Below are 25873 nucleotides of genomic sequence, written 5' to 3' on the forward strand. Positions count from 1 at the left end.
GGAACAGACGTGAGCACCGTGCCTGAGACCGAGCGCCCGCTGCACCTGGCACTGGCCCGGTCCGGGGTGGACCGGGCGGCCGAGCACCGCCTCGACGAGCCCTGGCTGGCGGCGGCCTGGAGCCACCCGAGCACCCGGGTCCTGCCGATCGCGGGCGGCGAGGCGTTCGTGGTCGACACCGCGCAGGGCACCGAACTCGTACTGATGCCCTCCTTCGAGGCGCCGCAGACCGGCGACCGGTACTTCCTGGGCACCGACGAGGACGGCGTCTCGTACTTCGCGCTCGCGGGCGAGAGCCTGCCCGGGCGCCTGGACGGCGACGCCCGCCCGGCCGGGCTGCGCGAGGTCGGCGGGCTGCTGTCCGACCGGGACGCCGGGCTGCTGGTGCACGCGGTGGCGCTGGAGCACTGGCACCGGCTGCACAGCTTCTGCTCGCGCTGCGGGCACCCGACCGAGAAGGCCGGCGCCGGGCACGTGCGGCGCTGCACCTCCTGCGCGGCCGAGCACTACCCGCGCACCGACCCGGCGGTGATCATGGTGATCACCGACGAGCAGGACCGCTGCCTGCTCGGCCGCCAGGCGCTGTGGCCGGAGGGCCGCTGGTCCACGCTGGCCGGCTTCGTCGAGCCGGGGGAGTCGATCGAGCAGGCGGTGGCCCGCGAGGTGCAGGAGGAGGCGGGCGTGCGGGTCGGCGAGGTGCGCTACGTCGCCAGCCAGCCCTGGCCGTTCCCGTCCAGCCTGATGCTCGGCTTCCTGGGCCGGGCGCTGCCCGGCGGCACCGAGATCACCGTGGACGGCGAGGAGCTGGCCGAGGCGCGCTGGTTCTCCCGCGAGGAGCTGCGGGCCGGGATGGAGGCGGGCGAGATCCTGCCGCCGTCCGGCATCTCGATCGCCCGGCACCTGGTCGAGCTCTGGTACGGGGAGCCGCTGCCCTCGGCGGCGCGCTGGTAGCCCTGCGGTGAAGCGGTCCGCCCGAAGCGGTCCGTACGAAGCGGTCCGTACGAAGTGGTCGGCCCGAAAGCGGCCCGCCCGAATGGGGCTCGGACCAAGGGGGCGCGTGGAGAATTCCGCGCGCCCCCCTTTTACTCCGCAATCCCTTCCCGAATTCGCCACGACCAGCTGTTCGTATCCGGACGGGCCAGTTCTGCTACCGGGAGGGGCTCGCAGGGCTCCGAAGTCAACCCGCGCGGACGATATTGCCGGAAACGGCTGAAACCGGCTCGCCGTGCTCGCTACATTCACGAGGGTGACAATCCCCCGGGGCACCGCCCAATCCCCCAAATACCAGCGCCTCGCCGCCGACCTGCGCCGCCGGATCGCCGAGGGCGAGTTCACCGCCGACGCGGCCCTGCCGGTCGAGAGCGAACTGGAGCGCCAGTACGGCGTCGCCCGCAACACCGTCCGGCTCGCCGTCGACGTCCTGGTCAACGAGGGCCGCCTGGTCCGCCTCCAGGGCAAGGGCACCTACCTGCGCGAACACCCCGTCCTGGACCACCGCGCCTACGGGCCCGGCCTGACCCCCGCGCCGCGCGACTGCCTCGCCGCGCCCTCCGCCGTCTACCTCGGCGAGGCCGCCGAGGCCGGACGGGAACTCGGCACCGACTTCGAGATGATGATCGTCCGGGCCCGGGTGGACATCGCCGAACGGCTCGGACTGCGCCCCGGCGAGGCCATCGTGGTCCGCCGCCAGCTGCGGCTGCTCGACCGCGAGCCGTACTCCATCGAGGAGAGCCACTACCGGGCCGGCCTCGCCGCCGGCACCCCGCTCATGGAGCCCGACCCCGTCGAGGGCGGCGACGAGGCGGTGCTCGCCACCCTCGGACGCACCGAGATCGGCGCCGTGGACCACCTGGTCGCGCGGATGCCCGGCCCCGAGGAGGCCCAGTGGTTCCAGGGCGGCCCCGGGGTGCCGCTGATGGTGCAGACCCGCGTCACCTACGACCGGCGCGGGCCCGTCCGGGTCATCGAGACCCGCTACTCGGCCGACCGCAGCAGGCTCGTCTACGGCGTCGGCGACCTCGGCGCCCGCACCACCCTGCCCGCCCCCGCCGCGCCCGTCGACCCGGCCCGGGCCGACGCGCCGTGACGCGCGCCGGCCCCCGGCGGCCCGGGCCGGACCCGGCGGCCTCAGGCCGCCAGGGCCTTCTTGACCTGCAGCAGGCTCGGGTTCGTCATGACGACCCGCTCGCCGCCGCCGGCCGGCGTCACCAGCACCGTCGGAACGGTCTGGTTGCCGTTGTTCACCGACTCGACGAAGGACGCCGACGCCGGGTCCTCCTCGATGTTGATCTCGGTGTAGCCGATGCCTTCGCGCTCCAGCTGGCTCTTGAGTCGGTTGCAGTACCCACACCAGGTCGTGCTGTACATCGTCACGGTGCCGGACATCGGGGGGGCTCCTTCGAAAGAGAGGTGCGTACGGTCTCCGGAGGCAACGTCCACCGGGCGGCGGGCATTCCGGTAGGCCATCGACCGTCGTACGGAGCGATCATCCTGCGATCGCACCGGGCCTGTGGACAACCCCCTCCGCGATGTCCCACCGGGCTGAGAGGATGGAACGCATGCAGGAAGACCTCTTGAGCGGCAGCCCCTACGACGGCCCCCACGGCTCCCCCTGGGCCGACCCCGGCGCCGCGACGGGCCCGGACGCCGTGCTCGCCGGGCTCGACCCCGAGCAGCGCGCCGTCGCCACCGCCCTGCAGGGCCCGGTCTGCGTCCTGGCCGGCGCCGGCACCGGCAAGACCCGCGCCATCACCCACCGGATCGCCTACGGCGTGAGCAGCGGCGTCTACCACCCCCAGCAGGTCCTCGCCGTGACCTTCACCGCCCGCGCGGCCGGCGAGATGCGCGGCCGGCTGCGCCAGCTCGGCGCCGAGGGCGTCCAGGCCCGCACCTTCCACGCCGCCGCGCTGCGCCAGCTCCAGTACTTCTGGCCGCGCGCCGTCGGCGGCCCCGTGCCCCAGCTCCTGGAACGCAAGGTCCAGCTGGTGGCCGAGGCGGCCGGCCGTTGCGGCCTGCGCGTCCAGCGCACCGAACTGCGCGACCTCACCGCCGAGATCGAATGGGCCAAGGTCACCCAGATCGCCCCCGAGGACTACCCGGTGGCCGTCGCCAAGTCCGGCCGCGAGGCACCCCGCGACCCGGCCGAGACCGCCCAGGTCTACCGCGTCTACGAGGAGGCCAAGAGCCGCCGCGGCAGCATGGACTTCGAGGACGTCCTGCTGCTCACCGCCGCGATCCTGGAGGACCGCCCGGACATCGCCGACCAGGTCCGCTCCCAGTACCGGCACTTCACCGTCGACGAGTACCAGGACGTCTCCCCGCTCCAGCAGCGCCTGCTCGACCGGTGGACCGGCCCGGACGGCGGCGCCAGCCTCTGCGTCGTCGGCGACGCCAGCCAGACCATCTACTCCTTCACCGGCGCCACGCCCGACTACCTGCTCAACTTCCGCAACCGGCACCCCGGGGCGACGGTGGTCAAGCTGGTCCGCGACTACCGCTCCACCCCCCAGGTCGTCCACCTCGCCAACGGGCTGCTCTCCCAGGCCCGCGGCGAGGCCGCCCGGCACCGCCTGGAACTCGTCTCCCAGCGCGAGGCCGGCCCCGAACCGGTCTACACCGAGTACGAGGACGAGCCCACCGAGGCCGAGACCACCGCCCGCCGGATCAAGGAGCTGCTCGCCGCCGGCGTGCGCGCCAGCGAGATCGCGGTGCTGTTCCGCACCAACGGCCAGTCCGAGGTCTACGAGCAGGCCCTCGCCGACCTCAACGTCCCCTACCAGCTCAAGGGCGCGGAACGGTTCTTCGAACGCCCCGAGGTCCGGGACGCCGGCGTGCTGCTGCGCGGCGCCGCCCGGGCCGCCTCCGACCCGCTCACCGACGACGCCCCGGACCTGGCCGGCCAGGTCCGCGCGGTGCTGGCCACCCGCGGCTTCACCGCCGAGCCCCCGGCCGGCTCCGGCGCCGTCCGGGACCGCTGGGAGTCGCTGGCCGCCCTCGTCCGGCTGGCCGAGGAGTTCGAGCGCACCCGCACCGAGGCCGGCCAGGGCACCGACCTCTCGGCCTACGTCGCCGAGCTGGACGCCCGCGCCGCGGCCCAGCACGCCCCGGCCGTCGAGGGCGTCACGCTCGCCTCGCTGCACGCCGCCAAGGGCCTCGAATGGGACGCCGTCTTCCTGGTCGGCCTCACCGAGGGCACCCTGCCGATCATCTACGCCAAGACCGACGAGCAGGTCGAGGAGGAGCGCCGCCTCCTCTACGTCGGCGTCACCCGCGCCCGCAAGCACCTCAGCCTCTCCTGGGCGCTCTCCCGCTCCCCGGGCGGCCGGGCGAGCCGCAAGCCCAGCCGCTTCCTGGACGGGCTGCGCCCCGGCTCCACGGCTCCCGGCGCGCGCACCGGCGTGCGCGGCGGGCGAGGGGGCGTCGAGCCCGGCGAGCGCTCCGCCGCGCGGCGGGTCCGCGGACCGGTCAAGTGCCGGGTCTGCGACAAGGTGCTCACCGAGGCCGTCGAGCGCAAGCTGCGCCGCTGCGAGAGCTGCCCGTCCACGATGGACGAGGGGCTGTACGAGCGGCTGCGCGAGTGGCGGGCCCGGCAGGCGAAGAAGCAGGGCGCGCCGGCCTACGTGGTGTTCACCGACGCCACGCTGATGGCGATCGCCGAGGACGTGCCCGCCGGCCGCGGGGAGCTGGCCGCCATCTCCGGGGTCGGCGCCCTGAAGCTGGACAAGTACGGGGCGGCCGTGCTCTCGTTGTGTGCGGGGGAGGAGCCCGAGGAGGACCCGGACGACGTCGAGGACGGCGGTTCGGACGATCCGGCCTGAGCCGGTCCGGGCGTGGTCCAGGAGGCCGCTTCGAGGGTTTCGGAACCCGTTGTGTGACGTGCCGAAGAACTCGCGTGAAAAATAGTTTGCGCCGCGTACCGGGAGCGCAATAGCCTGCCGGAGCGGTCAAGGGGACGCGGTCGCACGGGGTGAAACCTGTGCTGATGCCCCTCGCCCGAGAGCTTCACCACAGCTTTACCGAGACAGACATCCGAACATTCGGAGCCGGGGAGACCAGGCTCCGCGAGACGCCGAGAGGAGGCGAAGACAGTGGGAAACATCATGATCACCAAAATGACTGGCCAGACCGTTGTCGCTGCCTCCCTGCGTGCCGCCCGTCTGCGGGCGCTCGCCGAGCTCGGTGGAACCGGTCTGGGTCTCGACACCACCGGTGTCTCCGTCGCCCCCGTTGTCAGTGGTCCTGGACACACTGATCTGTGCCTCACGGGCAGCAGGAGCGTCGACGGCACCACTGTCGAGACCGGTCTGTCCCGGGGCTGGGCCTCGTTCGGCACGCCGTGCTCCCTGCGCGACGAGCGACCGACCCAGGCACCGAAGGCGGCCGTAGCCGTCGCCATGCATGGCGGCTATGCGCAGGTCATCGGTGCCGAAAACGCCCAGAAGCAGAACGAGCAGCAGATTAACCAGGCCATGGCCGCCTTTACCGGCGCCGAGGCCGTCCGGATGTGGGCCTTCCGCGGCCCTGAACCCTGGAGAGAACGAACCTGAGCCAGCCTCAGGTCGGCACCTCCAGGGCCGCGGAACCCGTCACACCGGGATCCGCGGCCCTTCTGTTTTGTCCGGTACGCAAGACCACCCAGGCCCTCCGGGGCCTCCGGCCCAGCACCACCAGTCACCTGGGCCGGAACCACTGAGAAAAGACGAGGAAGACGCCCACAGTGTCCACGGTCATCACACCGCCCACCCCGTCCGTACCGCCGACAAGCCAGATCACCCAGGCCGACCAGGCCGACCCCCCGGAGGTTCCTTCCATGCAGCTCAGCTCGATCGAGCAGGCCGAGTCCCTCGGTCTCCCCATCCCCTGCCGCGCCTTCGACCCCGAGGTCTTCTTCGCCGAGACGCCGGCCGACGTCGAGTACGCGAAGTCCCTCTGCGGCACCTGCCCGGTGAAGGAGGCCTGCCTGGCCGGCGCCCTGGAGCGGCGCGAGCCGTGGGGCGTCTGGGGTGGCGAGCTGTTCGTCCAGGGCGTCGTCGTGGCCCGCAAGCGTCCCCGTGGCCGTCCGCGCAAGACCGAGGTCATGGCGTGAACCCCGCCCACGGCGCCAGGGTCGTCCGCCGGGGAGAGCAGCCCCCGCTGGACAGCGCCCTCCGCCGATCCGTGCGGATCGCCGCCGCCAAGGCCGACGCCGCAGCCCGCATCCCGTTCCCGAGCAAGCACCACGAGCAGGACCACCACATGAACCCCGCCGCCGTCGATCCCACCGCCCGCGCCGAGCAGGCCACCGAACGTCAGACCCAGAACAGGATCCTCGAAATGCAACTCCTCCACGAATCCCTGGCCCGTGCCCATATGCAAGACAGGCTGCACGAGGCCGAGAACCAACGGCTCGTCAACCGGGTCGCCCGGGCCCGCAGGCTCAGGCAGCGGGCCGAGCGGGCCTCGATGCGGGCCCGCAAGGCGCTCGCCGTCGCACTGATGTAGGGCCTTCGGCCCGGGGCCGTCCTCGACAGGCCCCTCCCGGACCCCGGTCCACCCCCGTCGTGCCGCAGGCCGCTCCCCGTCGTCGGGGAGCGGCCTGCGGCCGTTGTCGCGGTGCCGGGGTCAGTCCTCGCGGACCCGGGCGGTCTCGGCGGGCTCGGCCGGCCCTGCCGACGGGTGATCGGCGAACTCGGGCAGCCACGCCAGCATCTCGGCGCGGAACGGCGCCTTGGCGCCCAGCTGGCAGAGCACCCCGATGGTGCTCAGCGTCACCCGGTGGATCAGCAGGTACGCGGGCGGCAGGTTCAGCTGCTTGCCCAGGTTGTAGGCGGGCGAGCGCGGATCGGCGATCCGGGCCGCCTGGGAGCGCATCCAGGTCCGGGTGAAGTGGAAGTTCTCCACCGCGGCCGGCTCGATGATCGGCAGCAGGTAGTCCAGCACCGCGTCCGGATCGAGCCGGATCGAGGGCTTCACGAAACCCTCCTCGCGCAGCATCCGGAGCACCCCGGCCGCGTCCCCGGCCAACGCCATCCGCAGCGAGGCCCCGATCGGTGCGGGCAGCCCGCCGGGCAGCCGGTCCACGGTGCCGAAGTCCAGCACGCCCAGCCGCCAGCCCGACGCCGGGCCGTCGTCCTTCAGCAGCCGGAAGTTGCCCGGGTGCGGGTCCGCGTGCAGCAGCCCCGTCCGGGACGGGCCCGCGAACAGGAACCGGGCCAGCAGCTGCCCGGCGCGGTCGCGCTCCTCCTGGGTGCCGCCCGCGATCACCTCGGCCAGCGGGGTGCCGCCCATCCACTCGGTGACCAGCACCTGGTCGGCCTGGGCCACCACGCCCGGCACCACGATGTCCGGGTCGTCCGTGAACTCCTCGGCGTGCCGGCGCTGGGCCTGCGCCTCCAGCTCGTAGTCCAGCTCCTCCGAGACGCGCTCGCGCAGCTCGGTGATCAGCGGCTTGATGTCCAGCCCGGGGATCAGCGGTCCCAGCAGCCAGGCCACCCGGCTCAGCTGCGAGAGGTCCGCGAGCAGGGCGTCGCCCGCGCCCGGGTACTGCACCTTGACGGCGACCGTGCGGCCGTCGTGCCAGACCGCCTTGTGCACCTGGCCGATCGAGGCGGCGGCCGAGGGCCGGTCGTCGAACTCCCGGAACAGCTCGCGCCAGGAGTCGCCGAGCCGCTGGGCGAGCGCGGTGTGCACCTTGGCGGCGGGCATCGGGGGAGCGGCGTCCTGGAGCTTGGTGAGCGCCGCCCGGTACGGCCCGGCCACCTCCTCCGGCAGCGCTGCCTCGAAGACGGACAGCACCTGCCCGAACTTCATCGCCCCGCCCTTGAGTTCGCCGAGGACCTTGAACAGCTGGTCCGCGGTGGCCTGTTGGAGCTCGGCGGTGACGACCTCGGCGGAGCGGCCGCCGATCCGCTTGCCCAGGCCGAGCGTGGCGCGGCCGGCTATCCCCAGCGGCAGGGCGGCGAGCCGTGCCGTGCGGGTCATTGCCTTGCGCGGAAGATCGCTCACCCCGGGCCTCCATTCCCCGGCCCCCCGGTTCCGGGCGGCCGACCATCTCTACGCCATTGTGCCCGCTCCCTGCTGCGTGCCCCTCGGAATTCCGTGGGGCGGGGCCGGGAGTGCCCGCGCTTTGCGGGGAGTTGGGTGGCTTGGTCCGGTGGGGGCCGGTGGTTCCGCGCCGGAAGTCGGCTCGGCCGACTTCCCGCGCGGGGCCGGACGGCTTCCTCCGGGGCTCCTCACCCCGGCGGCAGCGGCTGCCACAGGCAGCCGCAGTCGGGGTGCCCGCGCAGCCGCAGGCGCCTCGGCATGCCGTCCCCGGCCGAGACCTCGCACCAGCCGTCCACGCTCGGCGGCCGGCCGCCGTCCAGGAACACCTGGACGTGCAGCGCCGCCAGCCCGGCGACCGCCGTCGCCAGCGCCGTGTCGCAGGCCGGGGTCCGGGCCCGTCCGGGGCCTCCGTCGGCGAGCTGGGCCAGGACCCGGGGCCAGGCGGCGTCCTCGTCCTCCCGGCGCAGCACCAGGCAGTGCCCGCAGGCGGACACCCCGGGGATCACCAGCGGTCCGACGACGCCGAACTCCTCGACCACGCCCACGTAGAGGTGCGGCACCCCGGCCCGCAGCAGCAGCCGGGCCTCGTACGTCCCGCCGGCGAAGGCGGCGCTGCCGTCCCGCGGCGCGAGGACCACGAAGTCCGGTGGCGGCTCCCCGGTGCGGCGCCGGGGCAGGGGCGCCGGCGGCCGGCCGGTGGCCCGCTGCACCGCCTCCCGGGCCGCCGTCGAGCGCAGCCGTCCGACGTCCCCGGGCGGCAGCCCGGCGGGGGAGCAGTCCTCCGGCTTCACCCGGCCGCGGTCCGCGACCGTGACCGTGCCGGTGCCGCCCGCCGCGAGCACCGCCGCGACGGCGGCGCCGACCCGGCCCGCGCCGCGCACCTCGATCCGCGCGTCGGCCCGGCGGCCGAGGACCGCCGGTGCGGCGCCCGGCCCGGAGTGGACCAGGGAGAGCGAGGCGAGGTCGGGGCCGAGCAGGTCCCGCTGCTGCGGGGGGAAGCGGGCCAGGGCGCGGCGGTCGGCCTCCGCGTCGTCCAGCAGGCCGGTCTCCTCCAGGCCGGTGAGCAGGGTGTCGGCCGGTTCGCGGCCGAGCCCGATGCGTTCGCCCTCGGTCAGGAGCTCCGGTCGCTCCCGTGTCCCGTCGAGCAGCGCGAGGAAGTCGCAGAGGGTCTTGTCGGCGTTGCCGAGCACCCCGGCGAAGCGGGTGACGGTGCCGAACTGCAGGGTCTGCGGGTCCCGCCAGCTGCGGGACAGCGCGGGTTTGAGGGCGAGGCGCACGACGATCTCCCTTCCGATCGTTTCCGGACGGCCGACCGCAGCTTGCCCCATCGCGCCGACGTCGTGCGGAAGGTTGTCCACAGGGCCGTGCGCATGATCGCACCATCCGTTCGCGCGCCCTGTGGATAACCGGCCATCCCCTCCGGCGTCGGTTTCCAGACACCCGCTGTCGACTTTTCGTTCCCGATCACTCCATGAAAGATTCCGGCCACGGCAGCGGACTTCTGTCCGTGGTACCGGGTAACGTCGTGTGCCATGGCAGCCGAGCGGGACTCCCATCCACCGGCGTCGCGTCGGCGTGCCCGCGCAGCGTCCGGGTCGCAGGTCGCGGCGCCGAACACACGCGGGCGCCCCGACCAGCGGCAGCAGCCGAGGCCGGCTCCACCGCAGCCGCCGCCCTCCGGCGCGGGGGCCCCCGAGGCGCACGACCGCGGCCGGGTCGAGGTGCGCCGCAGCGCCCGCCGCAGCCGTACGGTCTCCGCCTACCGCGAGGGCGACCGCACCGTCGTGCTGATCCCGGCCCGGATGTCGTACGCCGAGGAGCAGCGCTGGGTCGCGCAGATGCTGGAGAAGCTCGCCGCCCAGGAGTCCCGGCGGACCCCCGGTGACGAGGCCCTGATGACCCGGGCCCGCGAGCTGTCGGGCGCCTACCTGGACGGTCGCGCCCGGCCCAGCCAGGTCCGCTGGGTCACCAACCAGAATTCCCGCTGGGGCTCCTGCACCCCCAGCGAGGGGACGATCCGCCTCTCCCACCGGCTCCAGGGCATGCCGGAGTACGTGCTGGACTACGTGCTGCTGCACGAGCTGGCGCACCTGCTGGTGCCGGACCACGGCCCGGCGTTCTGGGCCCTGCTGGAGTCCTACCCGCGGACCGAGCGGGCCCGCGGCTACCTGGAGGGCGTGGTCTCCGCCGCCCGGCTGCCGCACATCCCCGGCGCGCGGCACGCGGCCCCGGATCCGTCCGGGCCGGACCCGGACTCCTCCTGCGGCTGAGGCCGCGGCGGTGCGGGCGGGGAGGGTGCGCACCCGGCCGGAGCCCGGCCGGTCCGACCGGAGGAACGACGGAAGGGGGCGCGGGCCAATAGGCTCCGCGCCCCCTTCCGGTGTCGCACCTCAGCCGGTCAGCTGCCGTGCCCGGGCCACCAGGTCGCGCACCGAGTGGTCGGTGAGCTCCGGCAGCCGGTCGTAGTCGAACCAGCGCAGGTCCAGCGACTCCTCGCTGATCAGCGCCTGCGCGCCGGCCGGGGCCAGCGCGATGTACTGGACGTCCAGGTGGGTGTTCTCCGGCCGGTCCTTGCCGGTGCAGCGGACCAGGTGCCGGTCCAGCTTGGCCGGCACCGGGGCGCCGTCGCTCTCCAGCAGCACCAGGTCGGGGATCCCGGACTCCTCGACGGCCTCGCGCAGCGCGGCCGAGGCGAGGTCGCGGTCGCCGGGCTCGCAGTGCCCGCCCATCTGGAGCCACATGCCGACCTTGGGGTGCAGGGTGAGCAGCACCCGCCCGGCGGCCGGGTCGACGACCGCCGCGCTCGCGGTGATGTGCGCGGGCAGGCAGGAGCGGTACAGGCCCTCGGGCTGCTCGGCCAGGTGCTCCAGGTAGTCCAGCCGCAGCCGCTCCTGGTCCTCGTCGGCGGGCCGCCACCCGGTCAGCGCGCGGACGGCGTCCGCGTGCAGTCCGGTGCCGGGCGTCCCGGTGGCTGGCCTCTCGGTCGCCGTCATGCGGTGGGCTCGCCCTTTCCGTCGGTGCCGTCCTCGTCGGTCCCCGGCCGCTCGTCCTTCTTGGTGAGGTCGGGCTTGCCGGCCGCGGCCTCGCCGAGCAGCTTGTCGAAGGCGTCGAAGTCGATGCCGCCCTCCAGGTCGTCGGCGGAGCCCCGGTGCACGAAGGCGTCCGGGTCGTCCAGGTCGGCGGCGGTGGGCAGCATGTCCGGGTGCTCCCAGAGCGCGTCGCGGCCCTCGATGCCGCGGGCGTCGGCGAGCAGCGCCCAGAGCCGGGAGGCGTCGCGCAGCCGGCGCGGACGCAGCTCCAGGCCGACCAGGGTGGCGAAGGTCTGCTCGGCGGGCCCGCCGGCCGCGCGGCGGCGGCGGACGGTCTCGCGCAGCGCGCCGGCCTGCGGCAGGCGCGGCTCGGCGGCGGCGTGCACGACGGCGTCGACCCAGCCCTCGACCAGCGCGAGCGCGGTCTCCAGGCGGGCGAGCGCGGCCTTCTGCTCCGGGGTGTCCTCGGGCTGGAGCAGGCCGCCGGCCAGCGCCTCCTGCAGCGCCTCCGGGTTGCTCGGGTCGAGCTGGCCGACCAGCTCCTCCATCCGGGAGGTGTCGACCTTGATGCCGCGCGCGTAGGCCTCGACGGCGCCCAGCAGGTGGGCCCGCAGCCACGGCACGTGGGCGAAGAGCCGCTGGTGGGCGGCTTCGCGCAGGGCGAGGTAGAGCCGGACCTCGTCGGCGGGCACGCTCAGGCCCTCGCCGAACTCGGCGACGTTCTGCGGCAGCAGCGCGGCCTTGCCGGCCGGGGCGAGCGGCAGGCCGACGTCGGAGGAGCCGACCACCTCGCCGGCGAGCGCGCCGAGCGCCTGGCCGATCTGGGTGCCGAACATGGCGCCGCCCATCGAGCGCATCACGCCCATCAGCGGGCCGGCCATGGCCTGCATCTCCTCGGGCAGCACGCCGCCCATGGCGTTGCCGACCCGCTCGGCGACCGGGTCCACCAGGTCCTTCCAGACCGGGAGGGTGGCCTCGATCCACTCGGCGCGGCTCCAGGCGACGGCGGTGCCGGCCCCGGAGGGGAACTCGGTGGAGCCGTCGAGCCACAGGTCGGCCAGGCGGACGGCCTCGGCGACGGCGGAGCGCTCGGCCGCGCTGACCGAGCGGTCCTTGCTCTTGCCCTCGGCGGGCTCGGCGACCACGGTCTGGCGGGCGATGTTCGTGGCGAGGTCCCAGTTCACCGGGCCGCCCTCGAACGAGAGCATCTGGCCGAGCTGCTGGAAGGCGGCGCCGAGGTCACCCGGGTTCATGCCGCCGAACATCGCGGCGAAGGGGTTGTCGGCTCCGGCGCCGCCCGGGGCGCCGGGCATGCCGAACATCGCGCCGAAGGGGTTGCCGCCGCCGAAGCCGAACGGCTGCGGACCGCCGCCGGACTGCTCCTGGTCCTTCTTCTCGTTCTTCTGCGCGTCGTCGGGCTTGGCCTTGCCGTCCTCGGGCTCCTCGGGCGGAACGCCGAATCCGAAGGGAAGGTCGCTCACGGGGTCCTCGATCCGGTCGGCCGTCATGCGGGTGTGGCGGAAAAGTCTGCGCCCGGGGCGGCGGCGGAGTGGGGGACTCGGGGGCGGCTCCCGCGCGGCAGGCCCGCGCCGGGTGCACCGCCGGGCCTTCGCCTCGGGCAGGATGGACGTACGTGACACACGTCCGTACGCACATAAAGCTAACCGTGGAGGATGGCCGGTGAGTTCCCCGCCCTCGGACGTTCGCTCTGGGCTGACCGGAGGAGAGGACGCGTCGGACACCACGGCGTCGCCGTCTCCAGCCTACGGCGGACGGCCGCTGACCGTGGCGGTCACCGGCGCCGCGGGGGTGCTGGGCGAGCGGGTCGCCGCCCGGCTGGTGGCCTCCCCGCACGTCCGGAAGGTCCTCGCCGTGGACGACCGGCGGGGGGAGGTGCCGGGCGTGCAGTGGCGGGTGCTCGACGTCCGCGACCCGGCGGTGGCCGAGCGGCTGGCCGGGGTCGACGTGGTGGTGCACCTGGCGATGGACTTCGGCATGGAGTCCGACGCCCGGGCCCGCAGCGCCTACAACGTGCGCGGCGCCCAGACGGTGCTGACCGCGGCCGCGGCCGCCGGCGTCCACCGGGTGGTGCTGTGCACCTCGGCGATGGTCTACGGCGCGCTGGCCGACAACGAGGTGCCGCTGGCGGAGGACTCCGAGCTGCGGGCCACCGAGGAGGCCTCCCTGGTCGGGGACCTGCTGGAGATCGAGCGGCTGGCCCGCCGGGCGCCGCGCGCCCACCCGGGCCTCCAGGTGACGGTGCTGCGCCCGGCCGTGGTGGTGGGCCCCGGCGTGGACACCGTGCTGACCCGGCACTTCGAGGCGCCCCGGCTGCTGGTGGTGGCGGGCTCCCGCCCGTGCTGGCAGTTCTGCCACGTGGACGACCTGGCGGCGGCGCTGGAGTACGCGGCGCTGGGCCTGGTCGAGGGCGAGGTGACGGTCGGCTGCGACGGCTGGCTGGAGCAGGAGGACGTGGAGCGGCTGTCCGGGATCCGGCGGATGGAGCTGCCGGCCTCGCTGGCGCTCGGTACGGCGGCGCGGCTGCACCGGCTCGGTCTGACCCCGGCCCCGGCCGGGGACCTGGCGTACACGATGTACCCGTGGGTGGTGTCCGGCAGCCGGCTGCACGAGGCGGGCTGGCGTCCGGCGCACACCAACGAGCAGGTGCTGGCCGAGCTGCTGGAGCAGGTGTCCGGCAAGCACGCGGTGGCCGGTCGCCGGCTGGGCGGCAAGGAGGCGGCGACCAGTCTGGGGGCGGCCGGGGCGACGGTGGCGCTGGTGGGTACGGCGGCGCTGGTGCGCCGGGCCCGCAAGCGGCGGCGGTTCTGACGGGTCGGCCCTGACCGGTCGGCCCCGGTGCCGGTTCCGATCGGCCGGTTCCGTCCTGCCGGTGCGGGGCGGCGTGGGGAGGCGGTCGACGGGCGGCACACGCTTCTCACGATGCGAAATTCCGGCGTCGTGATGCGGAAAGTACTTGCCCCGTCCCGTCCCGGATGGGGAATCATGGGGTCATGTCCGAGAACCACGACCCCATCCGCCTGCTCGCCATCCGCGACACCCCGCTCTCGCTGGACGAGGTGTACGAGGCGGTCGGCGACGACGCGGCCGGCGGCACCACCGTCTTCGTCGGGACGGTCCGGGACCACGACGGCGGCAAGTCGGTCTCCGCGCTGGAGTACAGCTGCCACCCCACCGCCGAGCAGGAGATGCGCCGGATCGCCGAGAAGGTGGCCGCCGACTTCCCGGTCCGGGCGCTCGCCGCGGTCCACCGGGTGGGCCGGCTGGAGATCACGGACAAGGCCGTGATCGTCGCCGTCTCCTGCGCCCACCGCGGCGAGGCCTTCGCGGCCGCCCGTCGGCTGATCGACGACCTCAAGCACGAGGTGCCGATCTGGAAGCACCAGGTCTTCTCCGACGGCGGGGAGGAGTGGGTCGGCGCCGGCGGCTGCTGAGAGCGGGACCGGTGCGACGGAACCGATCGGCACACCTCGTGCGTCGGTCGGGTCAGGCGCGCCGAGGTATCACTCCAACGGGTCCGTGACGGCGCTCCGAATACTCCCTGGAAGTGAGCCGATCGGCCGTCCCGTGACCCGGATGGCGCCGGCCGCGTTGTCCGCCGGAGTGGTTAATCTGCTCATAGACACGACGAGCTGGGAGTACTGACATGGGTGCGCTCGCCTGGTTGATCATTCCGGTGGTCGCGGTCCTGGTCGCCGCCCTCTGGGCGGTGTGGGCCCAGCGGGCGCCGCGGGCCACCGGGGACCCGGCCTCGCTGGCCGAACACCGGCGTTTCATGGCCGCCATGGAACGCACCACCGCGGGCGCGGCCGCCCCCGGCGAGGGCTCCGGCAGGTAGCCCGGCGGGCGCCGCTTCGGGCGCGTCCCGTACTGTCGTGGCATGCCACGCCGCTCCGCGACGATGCTCGCTGCCACCCTGCTGCTCATAGCGCTGCTCTGCGTCTCGGTGCTGATGAAGGTGCCGTACACGGAGATGAGCCCGGGGCCGACGTACAACACGCTCGGCAACCAGGGCGGCAAGCCGGTGATCAGCATCAGCGGGCACGACTCGTACCCGACGAGCGGTCACCTCAACATGACCACCGTCCAGGTCACCGGGGCCAAGTACGAGCCCAGCCTGGTCAACGCGGTGGTCGGCTGGCTGCGGGACGACGTGCTGGTGGTGCCGCACGACAACGTCTACCCCAAGGGGCAGTCGGACGCGGAGGCCAAGAAGCAGAACGCCGAGGAGTTCGCCTCCTCCGAGGACAGCGCGCGCACCGCGGCGCTCAAGCAGCTGGGCATCCCGGTGGGCAGCGAGTTCATCGTGAAGTCGGTCACCGCGGGCGCCCCGGCCGAGGGCCGGCTGCACGCGGGGGACCAGATCGTGGCGGTGGACGGCACGCCGGTCGGCTCGGTCGAGCAGGTGGTCGCGGCGGTCACCAAGCACAAGCCGGGCGAGTCGGTGGTCTTCACCGTCGTGCCGCGGGTCAAGGACGCGAACGGCGCCGCCACGCAGGGCGGGAAGACCGACGTCACCGTCCCGACCGTCCGGGCCAAGGACCTCGACCCGAACGCCTCCGCCGAGCGGGCGGAGCTCGCGGTGGTGGGCATCGGCACCGGGATGCGGCACACCTACCCGTTCCAGATCGACATCGGCCTGCAGGACGTGGGCGGCCCGAGCGCCGGCCTGATGTTCTCGCTCGGCATCATCGACAAGCTCACCCCCGGCGGCGACCTCACCGGCGGCAAGTTCGTGGCCGGCACCGGGACCATCGACGACGACGGCAAGGTCGGCCCGATCGGCGGCATCTCGATGAAGCTGATCGCCGCCCGGGACGCCGGGGCCGAGTACTTCTTCACCCCGTCCTCGAACTGCGCCGAGGCGACCAAGAACGTGCCGTCCGGGCTGACCCTGATCAAGGCGGACACGCTGGACGGCGCGCTGAAGTCGCTGGAGCAGGTCCGCTCCGGGCAGACCTCCGCGCTGCCGTCCTGCTCCGCCGGCTGACAGGCCCGGCCGGCCGCCCGGCGGGCGCCGGGCGGCCGCCGGGAGAGCCGGCGGGGAAGGCGTCAGGCGAAGGTCGCCAGCAGTGCCTCGGTCAGGCCCGGCACCAGGTCGGGGCCGGTCAGCACCTCGCGGGCGACGTCCTTGGAACGCAGCCGCAGGGCGATCTCCTTCTTGCCGCCGCGCAGCACCGCGGCGGTGATCCGCACCTCCTCGCGCTTGGGGTGGTTGGCCACCCACTCGGCGAGCTGGGCGTCGCTGGCGCCCCGCGGGCGGGACTGCTCGGCGCCCGGGGGCAGCATCATGCGCTCGACGACCAGGGCGCAGCCGGCCACCGAGTCGGGCCAGGCGATGGTGCCGAGGAACTTGTCGAGCTCCATGCCGGCCGGCAGCTCGTCCTGCTCGATCGGGGTCAGGCCGGCCTCGTCGCCCTCGGCGAGGCCGAGCTGCTTGGCGATCTTCGGGTTGGCCTTGCGCAGGGCGGCGCTGTCCACCAGGGCGAACAGCCGGGCCGGGAGGTCCCAGCCGAGGGTGGATGCGTACTCGTCGATCTCCAGCGCGGCCCGGGTCAGCGGGGTGGCGGCCGGGAGCTTGGAGACGTCGTCGGGGGAGTTGTTCAGATCAGACGCGTCGGACATGCCTCAATCCTCACACGCCGGGCGGGGCCCGCTCGCCGGGCGGCCCGCCGCGGGAGCCGTCGGCAGGGGCGCCGCGACGACCGCCGCGGGGGCCGCCGGAACCGCGGCCGGGACGGCCGGGGGCGGACCGGCGTCGTAACCGTCTGCTAACGGTGGGAACTCGACCAAAGCCTGGTTAAGTTTCTCTGACGACCGACCCATTCAGACGACACAGCCGAGGTGCCACCGTGGTCTTCCAGATGCCCGAACGCTCAGAGCCGGGTTTCCGGCGCAGGGTAGGCCCGCCCTCCCGGCGAGCGCGGGTGGCCCTGCTGACCCTGGGCGTGCTCGCGGTGCTCTTCCTGCTGTTCGTCATGTTCGCGGGCTTCTGGACGGACTGGCTGTGGTTCAAGTCGGTCCACTTCTCCTCGGTGTTCACCACCCAGCTGTGGACGAAGATCGGCCTGTTCGCGGTGTTCGGGCTGCTGATGGCGGTGATCGTCGGCTTCAACATCTGGCTGGCGCACCGGCTGCGGCCGCCGCTGTCGGCGATGTCGGTGGAGCAGCAGAGCCTGGACCGCTACCGGGCCGGCCTGGCGCCGTTCAAGCGCTGGGCGCTGATCGGCATCTCGCTGGTGATCGGCCTGGTGGCCGGCGCCGCCGCCTCCGGGCAGTGGCGGACCTGGCTGATGTGGACGAACTCGACCTCCTTCGGTGAGAAGGACTCGCAGTTCGGCATGGACGTCTCGTTCTACGCCTTCGACCTGCCGTTCTACGAGTTCGTGCTGGGCTTCGCGTTCAGTGCGGTGATCGTCTCGCTGCTGACCTCGGCGCTGGTGCACTACCTGTACGGCGGGCTGCGGCTGCAGGGCCCGGGCCGCCGGGCGAGCGTGGGCGCGCAGGGGCACCTGGCGGTGCTGCTGGGCGTGTTCGTGCTGCTGAAGGCCGTCGCGTACTGGCTGGACCGGTACGCGCTGGCGGTGAAGACCGGCTCGTACAAGGGCGTCTCGGGCTGGACCGGCCTGCGCTACGTGGACGCCAACGCGTTCCTGCCGGCCAAGACCATCCTGTTCTTCGTCGCGATCATCTGCGCGGTGCTGTTCTTCCTGACCCCGATCCGCCGCACCTGGGCCCCGGCCCTGATCGGCCTGGGGCTGATGGTGCTGTCGGCGGTGCTGATCGGCGGGCTGTACCCGGCGATCGTGCAGCAGTTCCAGGTCAAGCCGAACGAGCAGGCCAAGGAGACGCCGTACATCCAGAAGAACATCGACGCCACCCGCCAGGCGTACGGGATCGCGGACGCGCAGACCACCCAGTACACCCCGCAGGGCACCACCAACGCCGACGCGCTCAAGCCGGACGCGCAGACCGTCGCGGACATCCGGCTGCTGGACCCGAACGTCGTCTCGCCGACGTTCCAGTCGCTGGAGCAGCAGCGCAACTACTACGCCTTCCCGAGCACGCTGGACGTGGACCGCTACGGCACCGGGCAGGGCAAGCAGGACAGCGTGATCGGCCTGCGCGAGCTCGACCTCAACGGCGTGCAGCGCAACTGGATCAACGACCACTTCAAGTACACCCACGGCTACGGCGCGGTGGCCGCCAAGGGCAACCAGGTCGACGACAAGGGCCAGCCGGTGTTCACCGAGTCGGGCCTGCCGGCCACCGGCACGCTGGGCGACTACCAGCAGCGGATCTACTACGGCGAGAAGACCACCACCTACTCGATCGTCGGCGGCGCCAACAAGGAGATCGACTACACCGATCCCAAGACCGGCCAGAACGCCGAGTACACCTACTCCGGCGGCAGCGGGGTCTCGCTGGACAACCCGCTGACCCGGGCCGCGTACGCGGTGCGCTTCAGCGAGCCGCAGATCCTCTACGCGGGGGCGATCACCGACGGCGCCAAGGTGATCTACAACCGGACGCCCAAGGAGCGGGTGGAGAAGGTCGCGCCGTGGCTGTCGATCGACGCCGACCCGTACCCGGTGGTGCAGGACGGCCGGGTGCTCTGGGTGCTGGACGGCTACACCACCTCGGACGGCTTCCCGTTCTCCTCGAAGACGACGCTGGGCGCCGCCACCAAGGACTCGCTGACCAACCAGCGCGGTGAGCTGCTGACCGTCGCCAACCAGGTCAACTACATCCGCAACTCGGTCAAGGCCACGGTGGACGCCTACACCGGCGAGGTGAAGCTCTACCAGTGGGACGACAAGGACCCGGTCCTGAAGACCTGGATGAAGGCCTTCCCCGGCACCGTCGAGCCCAAGGCGGACATCCCGCAGGGCCTGCTGCCGCACCTGCGCTACCCGCAGGACATGTTCAAGGTGCAGCGCGACCTGCTCGGCCAGTACCACGTCACCGACGCCAACTCCTTCTTCAACGGCAGTGACATCTGGCAGGTCCCGGTGGACCCGACCAGCGACACCAAGCAGGTCCAGCCGCCGTACTACGTGACGGTGCGGATGCCGGACACCAACACCGCGAGCTTCTCGCTCACCAGCACCTTCGTGCCCAACCAGCGGCCCAACCTGGCGGCCTTCATGGCCGTCAACGCGGACCCGGGCGACGACTACGGGAAGATCCGCATCCTGAAGATGACGGGCGAGAGCGGCGCCCCCGGCCCCGGCCTGGTGCAGTCGAAGTTCAACTCCCGCCAGGAGGTGGCCAACCAGATCTTCGCGCTGAAGAGCGGCGGGGACGCCGAGCTGGAGTACGGCAACCTGCTGACCCTGCCGGTCGGCGGCGGACTGCTCAACATCGAGCCGGTGTACGTGCGCGGACGCGGCGCCAAGTACCCGACGATGCAGAAGGTCCTGGCGGTGTACGGGGACGACAACGTGGCGTTCGAGGACACCCTGGAGGCCGCGCTGAAGAAGGTGTTCGGCGGGACGCCCCCGTCGACCACCCCGACCGTGCCGTCCAACCCGGGCACCGGGACGACCCCGACCAACCCGACGACGCCCACCGCGCCGGCGCCGGGCGGGACGATCTCGCCGGAGCTCCAGAAGGCGCTCTCGGACGCGGGGAAGGCGTACAACGACAGCCAGACCGCGTTCAAGAACGGCGACTGGGTGGCCTACGGCAACGCCCAGAAGGCGCTCGGCGACGCGCTGAAGGCCGCCGAGGCGGCCCGCGGCGGCAGCCCGGCGCCCGCCCCGGGCGGCACTCCCGCCCCGGGTGCCACCGGCGGCGGATCGCCCAGCCCGCAGCCGTAGCCCGCTGAGCTGCGGCAACCGTTTTCCGTTCCACCCCGCGACCGTGCTATGGTTCAACCACCGACGCGGGGTGGAGCAGCTCGGTAGCTCGCTGGGCTCATAACCCAGAGGTCGCAGGTTCAAATCCTGTCCCCGCTACAAAGGCCAGAGGCCCGGAGGATTCTTCCTCCGGGCCTCTGGTGTTTCCCGCTCCGTTCTCGCCCGGAAGCGGCGGGAACCGCTCCGGTAGTATCGACCGTCGCCAAGGACGACGGCAGCGGGGTTTGTGGGGTTGGAGTGTCGGGAAATCGACAAAGCGCCGAAGCAATTTCGTCGGCTTCGGGTCAGCCCCGCCGGAATTCGGCCGGGGCAGGTGTACGCGGGTACTGGGTGATGCGACGATGGGACACATGGGGGACGGTGCACGGCCGCTGACCGGCCGTCGGGTCCGGCGCCTCCCCCGGGAGTCCTCCCGGTCGCACGCCGGGGCACGATGCCGCGACACTCTGGGGGAGCGGGAGTCGGCATGAGGCTGATCGGCAAGTCAGGCGCCAAGTCCGCGGCGGCCGTCGAGGCGGACACCGACGCCTGGGCGGAGAGCCCCGAGAGCACCGCCGCCCACCCCGGAGCCCTGCCCGCCCAGCGCACCAGCGGACTGTCCGAGCGTTCCCCGGCCCCCGGCTGTGGACCCGACAGCCTGGTCCACGTGTCGACCCGTCAGTTCGCCGCCGCCGTCGGCGCGTACGGCGAACAGCCCGGCGGGGAGCCGGCCGCCGGCGCCGCGCTCGACCCGGCCGGCCTCGACTCGACCAGCTTCGAGACCGCCCTCGCCGCCCGCGAGTCCGCCGCGCTGGAGGCCCGCCACCGGCAGGCCGCCGACGGCGGCGACCCGGACGCCGCCTGCCGGCTCGGCACCCTGCTGCTGCGCCGCGGCGAACTGGAGGACGCCGAGTCCTACCTGCGCGCCGCCGCGGCCGCCGGGGTGCGCGCCGCCGCCAACAACCTCGGTGTGCTGCTGCACCAGCAGGGCCACCGCGCCGAGGCCGGCCAGTGGTGGCGCCAGGCCGCCGTGGCCGGCAGCGCGCCGGCCGCGCACGCGCTCGGGCTGCAACTGCGCGACCAGGGCGAGGAGGAGGCCGCCGAGTACTGGCTGCACTTCGCCGCCGACCACGGCCACCCGCTGGGCGCGTACGCCCTGGGCGACCTGATGGAGCACCGGCGGGACGTGCGCGCCGAGCGCTGGTTCAAGGTCTCCGCCGACGCCGGGCACCGGGAGGCCTCCTACCGGCTGGCCCGGATGCGCGAGGCCGCCGGGGACAAGGAGACCGCCGAGACCTGGTACCGCACCGCCGCCGCCCGCAGCCACGCCCGCGCCGCGCTGCGCCTGGGCGTGCTGCTGGAGGAGCGCGCCCGCACCGACCGGTCGCTGCTGGACGAGGCGGCCCGCTGGTACCGGCAGGCCGCGCAGAACGGGGAGCCGCGCGCGGCCTGCGCGCTGGGCTTCCTGCTGCGCGACTCCGGGGACGTGGCGGCCGCCGCCGAGTGGTGGCAGGAGGCCGCCGAGGCCGGGGACGGCAACGCCGCCAACGCCCTGGGCGCGCTGCACGCGAGCCGCGGCGAGGCCGCCGCGGCCGAGCGCTGGTACCGCGCCGCACTCGACGCGGGCGACCAGAACGGCGCCTTCAACCTGGGCCTGCTCTGCGCCGGCACCGGCCGCGAGCAGCAGGCCGAGCAGTGGTACCGGCGGGCCGCGTACGCCGGGCACCGGGAGGCCTGCAACGCGCTGGCCGTGGTGCTGCTGCAGCGCGGCGACGAGTCCGGCGCCCAGCCCTGGTTCTCCAAGGCGGCCGAGGCGGGCAGCGTGGACGGCGCGTTCAACCTCGGCGTGCTGCACGCCGGGCGCGGCGAGCAGCAGCAGGCCCAGGAGTGGTACGCGCGCGCCGCGGCCGAGGGGCACGGCGAGGCGGCCCTGCAGCTCGCGGTCGTCCAGGAGCAGCGCGGCAACCTGGCCGGGGCGCTGCAGCGCTACCGGCAGGCGGCGGCCGGAGGCTCGGCCGAGGGCGCGTTCCGACTGGCCTCGCTGCTGGACCGGCGCGGGGACGCGGACGCCGAGGCCGAGCACTGGTACGCGCTGGCCGCCGACGCCGGGCACCGCCGGGCGCAGGTGCGGATGGGCGTGCGGGCGGCCGAGCGCGGGGCGCTGGAGATCGCGGAGAGCTGGTACCGGCGGGCCGCCGAGGCGGGCAGCCGCAGCGCCGCGTTCAACCTGGGGCTGCTGCTGGCCCGGCAGGACAGCGAGGCCGAGGCGATGCTCTGGTACACCCGGGCCGCCGACGCCGGGCACGGCCGGGCGGCGCTGCGGCTGGCGCTGCTGGCGCTGCGCCGCGGGGAGCCGATGCAGGCGGAGAACTGGTGCCGGCGGGCGATCGGCTCAGGGCCGGCCGAGGTGGCCGAACGGGCCGGGCGGCTGCTGGGCGCGCTGAACGCCGAGTTGAGCGCGTAGCCCCCGATTCGAGCGGCCCCGCGATCCGCTTGTCCCGCCGCTCGGTGCCAATCCCCGATCGGTGCTACTCCCCGATCGGTGCAACTTCTTGATCAGGGGCGGCAGTTCGGGCACAGGCCGCGGTAGGTGACCTCGGCGGCGGTGACGGCGAAGCCGAAGCGCTCGGCGGCGGGGAGGGCGGCGAGCGGGTCGCCCTGCGGGTGGACGTCGCGGATCGCGCCGCAGTCCGAGCAGATCAGGTGCTGGTGGGCGCGGTGCGCGTTGGGGTCGTAGCGCTTGGCGCGGCCGTCGGTGGCGACCTCCAGGACCTCGCCGAGGGTGACGAGTTCGCCGAGCGTGTTGTAGACGGTGGCGCGGCTGATCTCCGGCAGCCGGGCCGCCGCGCGGGCGTGCACCTCGTCGGCGGTGAGGTGCACGTGGTCGCCGTCCAGGACCTCGGCCACGACCCGGCGTTGCGAGGTCAGCCGCCAGCCCCGTGCGCGCAGTCTCTCCAGCAGGTCGCTCATGCCATCCAGAGTAGGTGAAGCTCCGAGATTGGTTCCAGTATTGACTTGGACAAAGTCCAAGTTAGGATCGTGTCATCACGACCGGACACCGCGGAGGCACTCCCATGACGATCCAGGACGAGCAGCGCCCGACCCTGACCACGGAGGCGGGTGCCCCCGTCGCCGACAACCAGAACACCGAGACGGCGGGCGTCGGGGGCCCGGCGCTCATCCAGGACCAGCTGCTGTTCGAGAAGCTCGCGCACTTCAACCGCGAGCGGATCCCGGAGCGCGTGGTGCACGCCCGCGGCGCCGGCGCGTACGGCACCTTCACCGTGACCGCCGACGTGACGCCCTGGACCCGGGCGGCGTTCCTCTCCGAGGTCGGCAAGCAGACCGAGACGTTCCTGCGCTTCTCCACGGTGGCGGGCAACCTCGGCGCGGCCGACGCGGTGCGCGACCCGCGCGGCTTCGCGCTGAAGTTCTACACCGAGGAGGGCAACTACGACCTCGTCGGCAACAACACCCCGGTGTTCTTCATCAAGGACGCCATCAAGTTCCCCGACTTCATCCACACCCAGAAGCGCGACCCGTACACCGGCTCCCAGGAGGCGGACAACGTCTGGGACTTCTGGGGCCTGTCGCCCGAGGCCACCCACCAGGTGACCTGGCTGTTCGGCGACCGCGGCATCCCCGCCTCGTACCGGCACATGAACGGCTACGGCTCGCACACCTACCAGTGGCAGAACGAGGCCGGCGAGCACTTCTGGGTCAAGTACCACTTCAAGACCGACCAGGGCATCCGCAACCTCGCCCAGGCCGAGGCCAACACCCTCGCCGGCGAGGACCCGGACAGCCACCAGCGCGACCTGCGCGAGTCGATCGAGCGCGGCGAGTTCCCCAGCTGGACGGTGCAGGTTCAGATCATGCCTGCGGCCGACGCGGCGAACTACCGCTTCAACCCCTTCGACCTGACCAAGGTCTGGCCGCACGCCGACTACCCGCCGATCGAGATCGGGAAGCTGGAGCTCAACCGCAACCCCGACAACGTCTTCGCCGAGGTCGAGCAGTCGGTGTTCTCCCCGGCGCACTTCGTGCCCGGCATCGGCCCGTCCCCGGACAAGATGCTCCAGGGCCGCCTGTTCGCGTACGCCGACGCCCACCGCTACCGGGTCGGCATCAACGCCGACCACCTGCCGGTGAACCGTCCGCACGCCACCGAGGCCCGCACCAACAGCCGCGACGGCCACCTGTACGACGGCCGCCACGGCCGGCAGAAGAACTACGAGCCGAACAGCTTCGGCGGCCCGGTGCAGACCGGCCGTCCGCTGTGGGCCGCGACCGCCGTCGACGGCCCCACCGGCACCCACGCCGCGCCCTCGCACGCCGAGGACGACGACTTCGTGCAGGCCGGCGACCTGTACCGGCTGTTCTCCGAGGAGGAGAAGCAGCGCCTGATCGGCAACCTGGCGGGCTTCATCGCCAAGGTCTCCGCCGACCGCGAGGACATCGTGGAGCGGGCGGTCGACAACTTCCGCAAGGCCGACGCCGACTTCGGGCAGCGGCTGGACGCGGCGGTCCGGGAGCTGCGCAAGCGGTAGTCACCGGACCGGGAACGGCGGCGGCCCCCCGACCAGCTCCCACTGGTCGGGGGGCCGCGACCACGCTCGGGCCGGCCGGGTCAGACGGAGAGCCGGCGCAGGGCCTCCTCGTGCAGCAGGCCGTTGGAGGCGACGGCGTCGGCGCCGCCGGGACCGGGGACGCCGTCCAGGCCGGTGAAGCGGCCGCCGGCCTCCTCGACGATGATGCAGTTGGCCGCCATGTCCCACAGCGACAGCTCGGGCTCGGCGGCGATGTCGACGGCGCCCTCGGCGACCATCATGTAGGACCAGAAGTCACCGTACGCGCGGGTGCGCCAGCAGGCGCGGGTGAGGTCCAGGAACGGGTCGAGGCGGCCGCGCTCCTCCCAGCCGCTGAGCGAGGAGTAGGAGAAGGACGCGTCCTCGATCCGGGAGACACCGGAGACCTGCAGCCGGGAGGCCTTGGTCAGGCTGCGGCCGCCGAACGCGCCCAGGCCCTTGGCCGCCCACCAGCGGCGCTGCAGCGCGGGGGCGGAGACGATGCCGACCACCGGGCGCTCGACGCCGTCCGGGCCGTCCTCCAGCAGGGCGATCAGGGTGGCCCAGACCGGGACGCCGCGGATGTAGTTCTTGGTGCCGTCGATCGGGTCGATCACCCAGCGGCGCGGGCCCGAGCCCTGGAGACCGAACTCCTCGCCGAGGACGGCGTCGCGCGGACGGGCGCGCTGGAGCACGCTGCGCACGAGCTCCTCGGCGGCCTTGTCGGCGTCGCTCACCGGGGTGAGGTCGGGCTTGGTCTCGATCTTCAGGTCGAGGGCGCGGAAGCGATCCAGGGTGACCGAGTCGGCCGAGTCGGCGAGGACATGGGCGAGTCGGAGGTCGTCGTGGTAATCGGCCATGCCCGAAACCCTAGCGAGCCTCCCCGGATCGGCACAGCCGGGCTCGCGGAGCGGCCCGGAGCGGGTGCGGGCGCGCGCGGCCGTCCGGCACGCCGTGTCGGCTCCGCTCGTCGCTCCGTGTGCCGGGCGGCCGCTCCGTGTGCCGGGCCGCTCAGTGGGTCGTGCCGCTGAGCTGGAGGCCGATGACACCGGCGATCACCAGCGAGATCGAGACCAGCTTGAGCACCGAGGAGCTCTCGCCGAGGAAGAGCATGCCGTAGATCGCGGTGCCGGCCGCGCCGATGCCCGTCCACACCGCGTAGGCGGGGCCGACCGGAAGGGTCTTCAGCGAGAGGGTGAGCAGGCCGAAGCTGCCGAGGGCGAACACGCAGAAGCTGATGGTGGGCCAGAGCTTGGTGAAGCCCTCGCTGAGCTTGAGGTTGATCGCGAAGCCGGTCTCCAGCAGGCCGGCCAGGACCACCAGGGCCCATGCCATCGCGTGCCCTCCCTGTCGATCGACGGGCGGACCGCATACGGCCCGACTTTCCTATGATCGC

23 protein-coding genes and 1 tRNA gene are annotated in these 25873 nt (G+C 73.4%); 15 read left to right on the forward strand and 9 right to left on the reverse strand.

Annotated features, from left to right (window positions below; translation table 11 throughout):
* The first annotated feature begins 9 nt into the window (after positions 1–9).
* Positions 10–951: an NAD(+) diphosphatase gene (nudC, locus tag ACFWJ4_RS06635; RefSeq protein WP_359915374.1), complete on the forward strand. Its 942-nt coding sequence runs from the start codon at positions 10–12 to the stop codon at positions 949–951.
* 295 nt (positions 952–1246) lie between these two features.
* Positions 1247–2086 carry a GntR family transcriptional regulator gene (locus ACFWJ4_RS06640; RefSeq protein WP_359915373.1) on the forward strand — a complete coding sequence of 280 codons (840 nt, stop codon included), beginning with the start codon at positions 1247–1249 and terminating at the stop codon, positions 2084–2086.
* A 41-nt stretch (positions 2087–2127) separates the two neighbouring features.
* Here the strand turns inward: ACFWJ4_RS06640 and ACFWJ4_RS06645 are convergent, their stop codons facing one another.
* Positions 2128–2385, reverse strand: coding sequence for a mycoredoxin (locus ACFWJ4_RS06645; RefSeq protein ID WP_030058313.1), 258 nt, complete (start codon positions 2383–2385; stop codon positions 2128–2130).
* Between the two features lie 164 nt (positions 2386–2549).
* Between ACFWJ4_RS06645 and ACFWJ4_RS06650 the strand changes: the two genes are divergently transcribed.
* The 4 genes from ACFWJ4_RS06650 to ACFWJ4_RS06665 all read left to right on the forward strand — a co-directional run bounded on the left by ACFWJ4_RS06650 (position 2550) and on the right by ACFWJ4_RS06665 (position 6480).
* Positions 2550–4817, forward strand: a complete 2268-nt coding sequence (locus tag ACFWJ4_RS06650; RefSeq protein ID WP_380539975.1) for an ATP-dependent DNA helicase UvrD2 — start codon at positions 2550–2552, stop codon at positions 4815–4817.
* A gap of 282 nt (positions 4818–5099) precedes the next feature.
* Complete coding sequence (locus ACFWJ4_RS06655) at positions 5100–5546, forward strand: hypothetical protein (protein ID WP_380539978.1); 447 nt, start codon at positions 5100–5102, stop codon at positions 5544–5546.
* A gap of 170 nt (positions 5547–5716) precedes the next feature.
* Positions 5717–6085, forward strand: coding sequence for a WhiB family transcriptional regulator (locus ACFWJ4_RS06660; RefSeq protein WP_380358898.1), 369 nt, complete (start codon positions 5717–5719; stop codon positions 6083–6085).
* On the forward strand, positions 6082–6480 hold the full coding sequence (locus ACFWJ4_RS06665) for a hypothetical protein (protein ID WP_380358895.1): 399 nt from the start codon (positions 6082–6084) through the stop codon (positions 6478–6480). Before ACFWJ4_RS06660 ends, ACFWJ4_RS06665 begins: the two co-directional genes overlap by 4 nt.
* 120 nt (positions 6481–6600) lie before the next feature.
* Here the strand turns inward: ACFWJ4_RS06665 and ACFWJ4_RS06670 are convergent, their stop codons facing one another.
* Positions 6601–7983 (reverse strand): ABC1 kinase family protein, encoded by a 1383-nt coding sequence (locus tag ACFWJ4_RS06670; RefSeq protein ID WP_380539981.1) that lies wholly within the window; start codon positions 7981–7983, stop codon positions 6601–6603.
* A gap of 227 nt (positions 7984–8210) precedes the next feature.
* A complete protein-coding gene (locus tag ACFWJ4_RS06675; RefSeq protein ID WP_380539983.1) occupies positions 8211–9299 on the reverse strand; it encodes a ThiF family adenylyltransferase in 1089 nt (362 codons plus the stop codon).
* Positions 9300–9554: 255 nt separating this feature from the next.
* Here ACFWJ4_RS06675 and ACFWJ4_RS06680 point away from each other — a divergent pair, with 255 nt between their 5' ends.
* The gene (locus ACFWJ4_RS06680) at positions 9555–10292 is read left to right on the forward strand and encodes a M48 family metallopeptidase (RefSeq protein ID WP_380539986.1); all 738 of its coding nucleotides are present in this window, start codon (positions 9555–9557) and stop codon (positions 10290–10292) included.
* 120 nt (positions 10293–10412) lie between these two features.
* On the opposite strand, the gene ACFWJ4_RS06685 is transcribed toward ACFWJ4_RS06680, so the two are convergent.
* Both ACFWJ4_RS06685 and ACFWJ4_RS06690 read right to left on the reverse strand, forming a co-directional pair.
* Positions 10413–11015 (reverse strand): NUDIX hydrolase, encoded by a 603-nt coding sequence (locus ACFWJ4_RS06685; RefSeq protein ID WP_380539989.1) that lies wholly within the window; start codon positions 11013–11015, stop codon positions 10413–10415.
* Complete coding sequence (locus tag ACFWJ4_RS06690; protein ID WP_380539992.1) at positions 11012–12532, reverse strand: zinc-dependent metalloprotease; 1521 nt, start codon at positions 12530–12532, stop codon at positions 11012–11014. The genes ACFWJ4_RS06685 and ACFWJ4_RS06690 overlap by 4 nt, the downstream gene beginning before the upstream one ends.
* 199 nt (positions 12533–12731) lie before the next feature.
* Between ACFWJ4_RS06690 and ACFWJ4_RS06695 the strand changes: the two genes are divergently transcribed.
* The 4 genes from ACFWJ4_RS06695 to ACFWJ4_RS06710 all read left to right on the forward strand — a co-directional run bounded on the left by ACFWJ4_RS06695 (position 12732) and on the right by ACFWJ4_RS06710 (position 16059).
* Positions 12732–13880 carry an NAD-dependent epimerase/dehydratase family protein gene (locus ACFWJ4_RS06695; protein WP_359908394.1) on the forward strand — a complete coding sequence of 383 codons (1149 nt, stop codon included), beginning with the start codon at positions 12732–12734 and terminating at the stop codon, positions 13878–13880.
* Positions 13881–14062: 182 nt separating this feature from the next.
* Positions 14063–14503: a molybdenum cofactor biosynthesis protein MoaE gene (locus ACFWJ4_RS06700; protein ID WP_359908397.1), complete on the forward strand. Its 441-nt coding sequence runs from the start codon at positions 14063–14065 to the stop codon at positions 14501–14503.
* Positions 14504–14715: 212 nt separating this feature from the next.
* Positions 14716–14907, forward strand: coding sequence for a hypothetical protein (locus ACFWJ4_RS06705; protein ID WP_359908400.1), 192 nt, complete (start codon positions 14716–14718; stop codon positions 14905–14907).
* 42 nt (positions 14908–14949) lie between these two features.
* Entirely contained in the window at positions 14950–16059 is a 1110-nt protein-coding gene (locus ACFWJ4_RS06710) for a PDZ domain-containing protein (protein WP_359908403.1), read from the forward strand.
* Between the two features lie 62 nt (positions 16060–16121).
* Here the strand turns inward: ACFWJ4_RS06710 and ACFWJ4_RS06715 are convergent, their stop codons facing one another.
* On the reverse strand, positions 16122–16694 hold the full coding sequence (locus ACFWJ4_RS06715; RefSeq protein ID WP_359908408.1) for a PPA1309 family protein: 573 nt from the start codon (positions 16692–16694) through the stop codon (positions 16122–16124).
* A 239-nt stretch (positions 16695–16933) separates the two neighbouring features.
* On the opposite strand from ACFWJ4_RS06715, the gene ACFWJ4_RS06720 reads away from it, so the two are divergent.
* The 3 genes from ACFWJ4_RS06720 to ACFWJ4_RS06730 all read left to right on the forward strand — a co-directional run bounded on the left by ACFWJ4_RS06720 (position 16934) and on the right by ACFWJ4_RS06730 (position 22373).
* On the forward strand, positions 16934–19891 hold the full coding sequence (locus tag ACFWJ4_RS06720; protein ID WP_380539995.1) for a UPF0182 family protein: 2958 nt from the start codon (positions 16934–16936) through the stop codon (positions 19889–19891).
* 64 nt (positions 19892–19955) lie between these two features.
* Positions 19956–20029: transfer RNA gene (locus ACFWJ4_RS06725), tRNA-Met, on the forward strand.
* Positions 20030–20396: 367 nt separating this feature from the next.
* Entirely contained in the window at positions 20397–22373 is a 1977-nt protein-coding gene (locus tag ACFWJ4_RS06730) for a sel1 repeat family protein (RefSeq protein ID WP_380539998.1), read from the forward strand.
* A 92-nt stretch (positions 22374–22465) separates the two neighbouring features.
* Here ACFWJ4_RS06730 and ACFWJ4_RS06735 read toward each other — a convergent pair whose 3' ends face one another.
* Positions 22466–22879, reverse strand: coding sequence for a Fur family transcriptional regulator (locus tag ACFWJ4_RS06735; protein ID WP_380540001.1), 414 nt, complete (start codon positions 22877–22879; stop codon positions 22466–22468).
* Positions 22880–22983: 104 nt separating this feature from the next.
* Here ACFWJ4_RS06735 and ACFWJ4_RS06740 point away from each other — a divergent pair, with 104 nt between their 5' ends.
* Positions 22984–24459, forward strand: a complete 1476-nt coding sequence (locus tag ACFWJ4_RS06740; RefSeq protein WP_359908420.1) for a catalase — start codon at positions 22984–22986, stop codon at positions 24457–24459.
* Between the two features lie 80 nt (positions 24460–24539).
* Here ACFWJ4_RS06740 and hisN read toward each other — a convergent pair whose 3' ends face one another.
* Together hisN and ACFWJ4_RS06750 are read right to left on the reverse strand one after the other, a co-directional pair.
* Positions 24540–25337, reverse strand: a complete 798-nt coding sequence (gene hisN, locus ACFWJ4_RS06745; protein WP_380540004.1) for a histidinol-phosphatase — start codon at positions 25335–25337, stop codon at positions 24540–24542.
* A gap of 151 nt (positions 25338–25488) precedes the next feature.
* A complete protein-coding gene (locus ACFWJ4_RS06750) occupies positions 25489–25812 on the reverse strand; it encodes a multidrug efflux SMR transporter (RefSeq protein WP_359908425.1) in 324 nt (107 codons plus the stop codon).
* Between the last annotated feature and the right edge of the window lie 61 nt (positions 25813–25873).

Origin of the sequence: Kitasatospora sp. NPDC127067 (assembly GCF_042724755.1) — a bacterium.
Classification (GTDB): Bacteria; Actinomycetota; Actinomycetes; order Streptomycetales; family Streptomycetaceae; genus Kitasatospora; species Kitasatospora lactacystinica.

Bases quoted from the DNA above. Each gene is read 5' to 3' on its own strand.
- ACFWJ4_RS06645 (WP_030058313.1), bottom strand. From the start codon at position 2,385: ATGTCCGGCACCGTGACGATGTACAGCACGACCTGGTGTGGGTACTGC.
- ACFWJ4_RS06650 (WP_380539975.1), top strand. From the start codon at position 2,550: ATGGAACGCATGCAGGAAGACCTCTTGAGCGGCAGCCCCTACGACGGC.
- ACFWJ4_RS06655 (WP_380539978.1), top strand. From the start codon at position 5,100: ATGATCACCAAAATGACTGGCCAGACCGTTGTCGCTGCCTCCCTGCGT.
- ACFWJ4_RS06680 (WP_380539986.1), top strand. From the start codon at position 9,555: ATGGCAGCCGAGCGGGACTCCCATCCACCGGCGTCGCGTCGGCGTGCC.
- ACFWJ4_RS06685 (WP_380539989.1), bottom strand. From the start codon at position 11,015: ATGACGGCGACCGAGAGGCCAGCCACCGGGACGCCCGGCACCGGACTG.
- ACFWJ4_RS06700 (WP_359908397.1), top strand. From the start codon at position 14,063: ATGTCCGAGAACCACGACCCCATCCGCCTGCTCGCCATCCGCGACACC.
- ACFWJ4_RS06705 (WP_359908400.1), top strand. From the start codon at position 14,716: ATGGGTGCGCTCGCCTGGTTGATCATTCCGGTGGTCGCGGTCCTGGTC.
- ACFWJ4_RS06710 (WP_359908403.1), top strand. From the start codon at position 14,950: ATGCCACGCCGCTCCGCGACGATGCTCGCTGCCACCCTGCTGCTCATA.
- ACFWJ4_RS06715 (WP_359908408.1), bottom strand. From the start codon at position 16,694: ATGTCCGACGCGTCTGATCTGAACAACTCCCCCGACGACGTCTCCAAG.
- ACFWJ4_RS06720 (WP_380539995.1), top strand. From the start codon at position 16,934: ATGCCCGAACGCTCAGAGCCGGGTTTCCGGCGCAGGGTAGGCCCGCCC.
- ACFWJ4_RS06730 (WP_380539998.1), top strand. From the start codon at position 20,397: ATGAGGCTGATCGGCAAGTCAGGCGCCAAGTCCGCGGCGGCCGTCGAG.
- ACFWJ4_RS06735 (WP_380540001.1), bottom strand. From the start codon at position 22,879: ATGAGCGACCTGCTGGAGAGACTGCGCGCACGGGGCTGGCGGCTGACC.
- ACFWJ4_RS06740 (WP_359908420.1), top strand. From the start codon at position 22,984: ATGACGATCCAGGACGAGCAGCGCCCGACCCTGACCACGGAGGCGGGT.
- hisN (WP_380540004.1), bottom strand. From the start codon at position 25,337: ATGGCCGATTACCACGACGACCTCCGACTCGCCCATGTCCTCGCCGAC.
- ACFWJ4_RS06750 (WP_359908425.1), bottom strand. From the start codon at position 25,812: ATGGCATGGGCCCTGGTGGTCCTGGCCGGCCTGCTGGAGACCGGCTTC.